Source organism: Dietzia sp. B44, assembly GCF_014145245.1.
In the GTDB taxonomy this organism is placed as follows: Bacteria; Actinomycetota; Actinomycetes; order Mycobacteriales; family Mycobacteriaceae; genus Dietzia; species Dietzia natronolimnaea.
In genome coordinates this window covers 37,920-44,757 of record NZ_JAALEF010000511.1, presented here as the reverse complement: position 1 = coordinate 44,757, position 6,838 = coordinate 37,920, and the positions used below count along the sequence as shown (strand labels likewise).

The following is a 6,838-nucleotide window of genomic DNA, read 5'->3' as shown; positions in this document are numbered from 1 at the left end:
CTCAAGGAGCTCATCGAGGCCAAGGCAGCCGGGGGAGAGGCGTTCACCGTTGAGGAGCGCGAGGAAGCCTCGGACGACGACGGTGACGACGAGGTCGCCGACCTGCTGGCAGCCCTGCGGGCGAGCGTGAAGGACCGCGGCGGCGACGCGGACGACAGCGATGACGAAGACGACGACGACGACGAGGACTCCGGCTCCGCGAAGAAGTCGTCGGCCAAGAAGAGCAGCTCGAGCTCGGCGAAAAAGACCCCGGCCAAGAAGACGGCGGCGAAGAAGGCTCCCGCCAAGAAGTCTGCGGCAAAAAAGGAACCGGCGAAAAAGTCGACGGCCAAGAAATCAACTGCGAAAAAGTCGACGGCCAAGAAGACCACCGCCCGCAAGGCGCCCGCCAAGAAGTCCGCCTAACCCAACCGACAGCCGCGCGATCCAGAGTCATCCGCAGCGCTCCTCCCGGTGTGCTGGCAGCAATCAAGCTGAGCCTGCGGCGCCGCTGCGGAGCGGGAGTACGGAATGGTTGGTCAGCTCGAGAACGGTATCGCCGCTGGTGTCGGCGAGTTCTGCGGTTATGGTGACTTTTGCATCGCCGCGTTCGGGTCGTGGAGTCATTTCTTGCACTGTCAGGTGTCCGGTCAATGTGGTGTCCGGCCGCACCGGCCGACGGAACTGAATCTCGAAACTGCGTCCCACCCCTCCCGTGAAACGGGACCAGAAGGCGGGCACGGCCAAGCGCTGGTAGATCGCCAAGGTGTGTAGTCCACTGGCGATGACGCCACCGAGCGGGGTTGTTGCGGCCGCGGTCGGGTCGGTGTGGATGAACACCGGATCCCACTGCCGTGCGTAGGTGACGATCTCCTCCTCGGTGATGGTGTAGCTCCCGAGTGGGATCAGTTGGCCGGGTTCGAGATCGTCCGCGTAGTAGATGTCGGTCATGTCGCCCTCTCACGAAGTCGGACTATCGGCGGTTCCGATCGTCCGGACTCCACTCTGAACTCAGCCGGGTCGTGGCGTCGATTACCTGGGAGGTCATGGAGCCGCGTCGTTCACTGGGACAGACTTGTCCCATGACGACGAACACCGGCACCGCCACCTCCGCTTCTGTCGGCGCACTGCTCCGGCAATGGCGCATGCATCGGCGAGTGAGCCAGCTCGAGTTGTCCAACGAGGCAGCCATCTCCACTCGTCACCTCAGTTTTGTGGAGACCGGGCGGTCCCAACCCAGCCGGGACATGGTGCTTCGGATTGCGGAGCACCTCGAAGTCCCCTTGCGGGACCGCAATCAATTGTTGATGGCTGCCGGCTTCGCGCCGCGCTACTCCGAGAATGACCTGGATTCTCCCGGAATGGCATCGGCTCGGACTGCGGTGCGCGAGATTCTCGCAGCCCACGAGCCGTACCCGGCTCTGGCGGTGGACCGGATGTGGAATGTGCTCGAGACCAACGCTGCGGTCGGTGTGCTCACCCAGGTCGTCTCCCCGGATCTGCTCGCCGAGCGACCACTGAACGCGCTGCGCATGACGCTGCATCCGGAGGGCATGGCACCCCACATCGCCAACCTCTCTCAGTGGCGCGCATTCGTGCTCGGCGGACTTCGTCGGAGTGCCCTGGCGTTCGCTGACACCGAGATGCTCTCGCTCCACGATGAGCTGGCCGCCTACCCCCACCACGGTTCCGACGACCGACAGCCGACCGACACCGATGCGAATCCCGTGTACGTTCCGCTGCTCGTACAAGTCGGCGATGCGCGTCTGTCGTTCCTGGCGATGATGGCAACGTTCGGAACCGCTCTGGATGTCACCTTGTCCGAACTGGTCATCGAGACGTTCCTTCCCGCTGACGCCGCCACCGCCGCCTACCTGGCGCGTCACGGGGAATCAGCTAGAGCTCCCACTTCACGGGCTGGGACATGACGTCGGCCAGGTAGCGGCGGTAGTACCGGGCGGAGCGCTCGACGAACACCTCCATCGCGGCCTCGGCCGCGTCCGGATCACGGGGATTTCGAGCCGGAGAAGTACGAGGACGACTACCAGATTCAGCTCAAGGAGCTTATCGAGGCCAAGGCGGCCGGGGGAGAGGGGTTCACCGTCGAGGAGCGTGAGGAAGCGTCCGACGACGACGGTGACGATGAGGTCGCCCACCTGCTGGCCGCCCTGCGGGCGAGTGTGAAGGACCGAGGCGGCGACGCGGACGCCAGTGACGACGAAGACCACGACGAGGAGAGACTTCCACCCCCGGCTGTGGGCTATCCGGGTGGCGGCAGTGGTTTTAGTTTTGGTCGTGTCGGCGTCGAGAGCAGAGCACTCGATCTCAAGGCCCCGCCCATCGAGTGTGAGGACGGGCGTGGCGGCGCAGCAGGAGTCGAGAGCGGTGGTGGATCGCCCGGACGAATGGCGCGGCCGGGACACAAAGGTGCGGCCCGTCAGCCCATTCTCAGCGAGATGCCGGGTGTAAACGGAATGGCCGTCCCTAGCCCCCGCCACCACTACTATTGCGTCGCCTTGCCCGGGAAAGTCGGTCAAGGGGTGGAGCTCTGCGCTGGCGGCGGACAAGCCCGCAATCGCCTTACCAGCAGGAAACGTGTCGTGACAACAAGCGTCAGCCAGCGGCAACGGGGTCGGCGTCTCGCGGGGACGAAATCACGTAGCCCGACTTAGAACGCATAGAAACGGGGCGGGGCCTGCCGCGTGGTCCGTTTCGGTGAAGTCATGTTCATCGTGTGAACGACGAGTGTTGAGGCGGCCCTCAGCAAAGTAGTGTCATTGTTTGACCTGATTCGCGTCCGCTGAACTGGGTCGCTTTCGTGTGACCGCCTTAAGGAAAGGACCCTGGAGTGGATCTGCGGGACCTGTTGTCCGTACTCCGAGCCCGCTGGATCGTCATTGTGGCTGCAACGCTCATCGGGGGGCTCTTGGCGCTAGGGGTGAGCTTGCTCACCCCTCCGAGCTATCAAGCCAAGGTCCAGTTCTACGTGACCGTCGCTGGCGGGGATTCCGCTGCCGCGGCCTACCAGGGTTCACTCGGAGCTCAGCAGCGGGTGCAGTCCTACGCTGCGCTCGTCGAGAGCACGAATATCGCTCAGCAGGTGGTGGACGCCGCCAGGGCTGACCTCGCCCCTTCCCAGGTGGCGGGCCAGACCACGGCCACTGCCGATGCAAGGACCGTTCTGCTCAATGTCTCGGTCACGGATTCCGACCCGCAGCGCGCACTCCAGTTGGCGGAGGGCTTCGGTGAGGTCCTCCCCGAGGCCATCAACCGCCTCGAGACCCCGGATGGCGGCGGCCCGGCGCTGGCGAAGCTCACCGTGGTCAATCCGCCCGCGTTGCCGACTTCGCCTATCGCGCCCAAGACCGAGCAGAACGTGGCGATCGGGCTCGTCCTGGGGCTTCTCGCCGGCGTCGGCATCGCGCTCCTCATCAACGCTTTCGACCGCAGGGTCAAGTCCCCGGAGCAATTGGAATCGATCGCGGGTAAGCCCGTCGTGGGGTCGATTCCGTTCCGCAAGGCGGAGGACAAGGAAGATGGCGCCGAGCACATTGTTCCGTTCCGCGAGGGCCATTCTCCGGCGGCGGAATCCTTCCGGCGACTGCGCACCAACCTCCAGTTCCTTAACGTGGACAATCCCCCGCGTGTCTTTGTGCTGACTTCATCAGTAGCGATGGAGGGCAAGTCCGAGACCGCGATCAACCTGTCGCTCGCACTCGCCGAGTCCGGTAATCGGGTTCTGTTGATCGAGGCGGATCTCCGGCGCCCCCTGGTGGTCAGCTACATGTCCATGCCGGACAAGGTGGGCCTGACCAACATCCTGTCCGGTCAGGCCGAGTTTGCCGACGTAGTGCAGGAAACGCGACACGACGGCGTAGACCTGCTAGCGTGCGGCCCGTTGCCGCCCAACCCCTCCGAGCTCCTCGCCTCCGATATGGCGCGACACCTCATCGACGAGCTCCGCAGCAAGTATGACTACGTGATCATCGACTCTCCGCCGCTTCTCCCTGTGACGGACGGCGCGTTACTCGCCAGGATCACGGATGGCGCATTGCTCGTGGTCCGCTCACACCGGACCACCGCAGATCAGGTCGCGCAGGCAGTGGACAACCTGGCGAAGGCAGACGCCACCCTCCTGGGCATCGTGACGGTGGCTAACAAGCCCGCTAAGAAGGGCTCAGCCGGGTACTACGACTCGTACTACTACTCGTCCAAAACATCCTCAGCGGCTGGGAAAGCCTGAGTGAGCTTTTCAGTGCAGAGCGTTTGGAGACCCAGGGAGGACTTGATATGACCAAGGATCCTCAAGCTGAACGGTTCAAAGGGCCTTTTCGCCGCCCCATCGGTGTCGGCACATCCCAGTGGATTGCCGTCGATGCCGCCTTGTGGGCGGCGATGTTCGTCCTGGCCCTGTGGATGCGATTTGACTTTTCGGTGGACCGGCTGGCCCAATCCCTGAGGATGGGGAGTGCGTACCTAATCCTAGTTGCGCTCATCGTGCTGACGTGGATCGTAGGCTGGGCGGTCGGGTTGTACCGTGGCCGGTTCGTGCCCGGCAGTGTTCTAGAGTCCAGTGTCGTCACGTTCGTCTTTTCGACGGTCACGTTCACGGTTTTCCTGGGTCACATCGTCGGAGGTCAGTACGAAGGTGTCCCACGCTCCACGTCCATCGTGACCGGAGCTTTCACCATCCTTGGCGCGCTTGTTCTCCGATCACTCGTGCGGCGGAAGAAGCTGTTCGGTGCAGGTGGGACAAAGGATGCGGAGCGTGCGCTGGTCTTCGGTGCCGGTGACGGCGGACTCCAGCTCGTGCGCCAGCTTCGACGTTCGGAGGTCGCCCACTTCAACCCGGTCGGAATTCTGGACGATGACGCAGGGAAGCTACACATGGTGATCGAGGGCGTTCGCGTGCACGGTGGACGAGAGAAGCTCGAAGAGTCGGCCAAGAAGACGGGAGCTTCCACTCTCCTGCTCGCAGTACCGAGCCTGCCCAGCGACGAGCTCATCGACATTCGCGACCGGGCAGAAGCGGCAGGATTGCACGTTCTGGTGCTGCCGCCACTCGATTCGATGATGCGGGGCCGTGTCGCAGTGGATGAGCTTCGCGAGATCAACGTGGATGATTTGTTGGGTCGTAAGCAAGCGCAACTCAATCAGACGCAAATTGCTGAGTACCTCCGCGGCAAGCGGATTATGGTGACCGGCGCAGGAGGCTCGATCGGGTCCGAGCTGTGTCGCCAGATCAGCAGGTTCCGTCCCGCTGAACTCATGATGCTGGACCGAGATGAATCTGGTTTGCATGCGGTTCAGCTCTCGATCCAGGACCAGGCGATGCTCGATGGTGAGGACACGATCCTCGCATCTATCCGCGACCGGCGCTCGATCCAGGAAATCTTCTCCCAGCGGAAACCCCAAATTGTTTTCCATGCAGCAGCGCTCAAGCACATGCCGCTACTTGAGCACTATCCGCTGGAAGCCCTAAAGACCAACGTCCTCGGCACCCTGAACCTGCTTGAGGCCGCCTCATTTAGCGGCGTGGAGACCTTCGTCAACATCTCCACGGACAAGGCCGCCAACCCGAGCTCGGCGCTGGGCACTAGCAAACGGATTGCAGAAAGAATGACGGCAGCGCAAGCTAAAAAGGACGAGCGCGCCAAATACGTTTCTGTTCGCTTTGGCAATGTTCTCGGTTCCCGCGGCTCAGTGCTCACAGTTTTTGAGAAGCAGATCAAAGACGGCGGTCCTCTGACCGTGACTGATCCCCATGTCGAACGCTTCTTTATGACCATTCCTGAGGCCTGCCAACTAGTGCTTCAGGCTGCAGCCGTCGGATCGAGCGGCGACACTCTCGTTTTGGACATGGGGGAGCCGATCAAGATTGCGGACGTGGCAAGAACGTTGATCGAGCAGTCGGGAAAGAAACTGGAGATTATCTACACCGGCCTACGTGAAAACGAGAAACTGTCGGAGGAGCTCTTTGACGACTCGGAAGAGCCGGAGATTAGTTCCCAACACCAAGCCCTGTCCGAAGTGCGGGTGCCCCCCATCGCGATTGATCGAATCGTTACCGAATCAATTGATAACCATGAGAAGGCTATGACTTGGCTTATTCGGAACGTGTACAGATAACTTGATGTAAGCCGCAGTTAGAACAAGAGAAACACCCCGATAGACGGGATCGTAAGTTTGCCCACTATCTGAGTTTCGACTTTTCACAAAGGTGATTTCAATGCGTATGACCGTGTTCGGGACCGGGTACCTCGGTGCGACCCACGCCGCCTGCATGGCCGAGCTGGGCCACGAGGTGCTGGGGGTGGATGTCGACGAGGCCAAGATCGAGCGGCTGCGGCGCGGTGAGGTGCCGTTCTACGAGCCGGGTCTGCCGGAGATCCTGTTGCGGCACGTGGACTCGGGGCGGTTGCGGTTCACCACCGACTACGCCGAGGCGGCCGCGTTCGCGGACCTGCACTTCGTCGGGGTGGGGACCCCGCAGCGCAAGGGTGAGTTCGCTGCCGACACCTCGCACGTGGAGGACGTCGTGGCGCGGCTGACGCCCCTGCTGTCCGCGGATGCGGCGGTGGTGGGCAAGTCGACGGTGCCGGTGGGCACGGCCGCGCGGCTGCAACAGATCGCCGACTGGCACGCCCCGGACGGGGTGCGCGTCGAGGTGCTGTGGAACCCGGAGTTCCTCCGCGAGGGCTTCGCCGTGGCGGACACCCTGACGCCGGATCGGATCGTGATCGGCCTGGCCGGCGGTGAGGGTGCGCGGGGGATGGCGCGGGACCGGGTCGAAGAGGCGTACGCACCGATCCTTGAGGCCGATCCGTGCCCGGTGATCGTGACGGACCTGGCCACGGCA

5 protein-coding genes and 2 pseudogenes are annotated in these 6,838 nt (G+C 62.9%); 5 read left to right on the top strand and 2 right to left on the bottom strand.

The window, feature by feature from the left end; all coding sequences use genetic code 11:
* Positions 1-405, top strand: a pseudogene (locus tag G6017_RS17100) (non-homologous end joining protein Ku); the annotation flags it as partial.
* Positions 406-468: 63 nt separating this feature from the next.
* Here G6017_RS17100 and G6017_RS15545 read toward each other — a convergent pair.
* The gene (locus G6017_RS15545) at positions 469-930 is read right to left on the bottom strand and encodes a MaoC/PaaZ C-terminal domain-containing protein (RefSeq protein ID WP_182618148.1); all 462 of its coding nucleotides are present in this window, start codon (positions 928-930) and stop codon (positions 469-471) included.
* A gap of 131 nt (positions 931-1,061) precedes the next feature.
* Between G6017_RS15545 and G6017_RS15540 the strand changes: the two genes are divergently transcribed.
* On the top strand, positions 1,062-1,907 hold the full coding sequence (locus tag G6017_RS15540) for a helix-turn-helix domain-containing protein (RefSeq protein ID WP_182618146.1): 846 nt from the start codon (positions 1,062-1,064) through the stop codon (positions 1,905-1,907).
* Here the strand turns inward: G6017_RS15540 and G6017_RS16555 are convergent.
* Positions 1,890-2,207, bottom strand: a complete 318-nt coding sequence (locus G6017_RS16555) for a hypothetical protein (protein WP_206682440.1) — start codon at positions 2,205-2,207, stop codon at positions 1,890-1,892. The two genes, G6017_RS15540 and G6017_RS16555, sit on opposite strands and share 18 nt — an antisense overlap.
* 620 nt (positions 2,208-2,827) lie before the next feature.
* Here G6017_RS16555 and G6017_RS15530 point away from each other — a divergent pair.
* From G6017_RS15530 to G6017_RS15520, 3 genes and pseudogenes are all read left to right on the top strand, one after another.
* Positions 2,828-4,222, top strand: coding sequence for a polysaccharide biosynthesis tyrosine autokinase (locus G6017_RS15530; protein WP_182618143.1), 1,395 nt, complete (start codon positions 2,828-2,830; stop codon positions 4,220-4,222).
* A 47-nt stretch (positions 4,223-4,269) separates the two neighbouring features.
* On the top strand, positions 4,270-6,108 hold the full coding sequence (locus G6017_RS15525; protein ID WP_182618141.1) for a nucleoside-diphosphate sugar epimerase/dehydratase: 1,839 nt from the start codon (positions 4,270-4,272) through the stop codon (positions 6,106-6,108).
* A gap of 100 nt (positions 6,109-6,208) precedes the next feature.
* Positions 6,209-6,838, top strand: a pseudogene (locus G6017_RS15520) (UDP-glucose 6-dehydrogenase); the annotation flags it as partial.

Bases quoted from the DNA above. Each gene is read 5' to 3' on its own strand.
- G6017_RS15545 (WP_182618148.1), bottom strand. From the start codon at position 930: ATGACCGACATCTACTACGCGGACGATCTCGAACCCGGCCAACTGATC.
- G6017_RS15540 (WP_182618146.1), top strand. From the start codon at position 1,062: ATGACGACGAACACCGGCACCGCCACCTCCGCTTCTGTCGGCGCACTG.
- G6017_RS15525 (WP_182618141.1), top strand. From the start codon at position 4,270: ATGACCAAGGATCCTCAAGCTGAACGGTTCAAAGGGCCTTTTCGCCGC.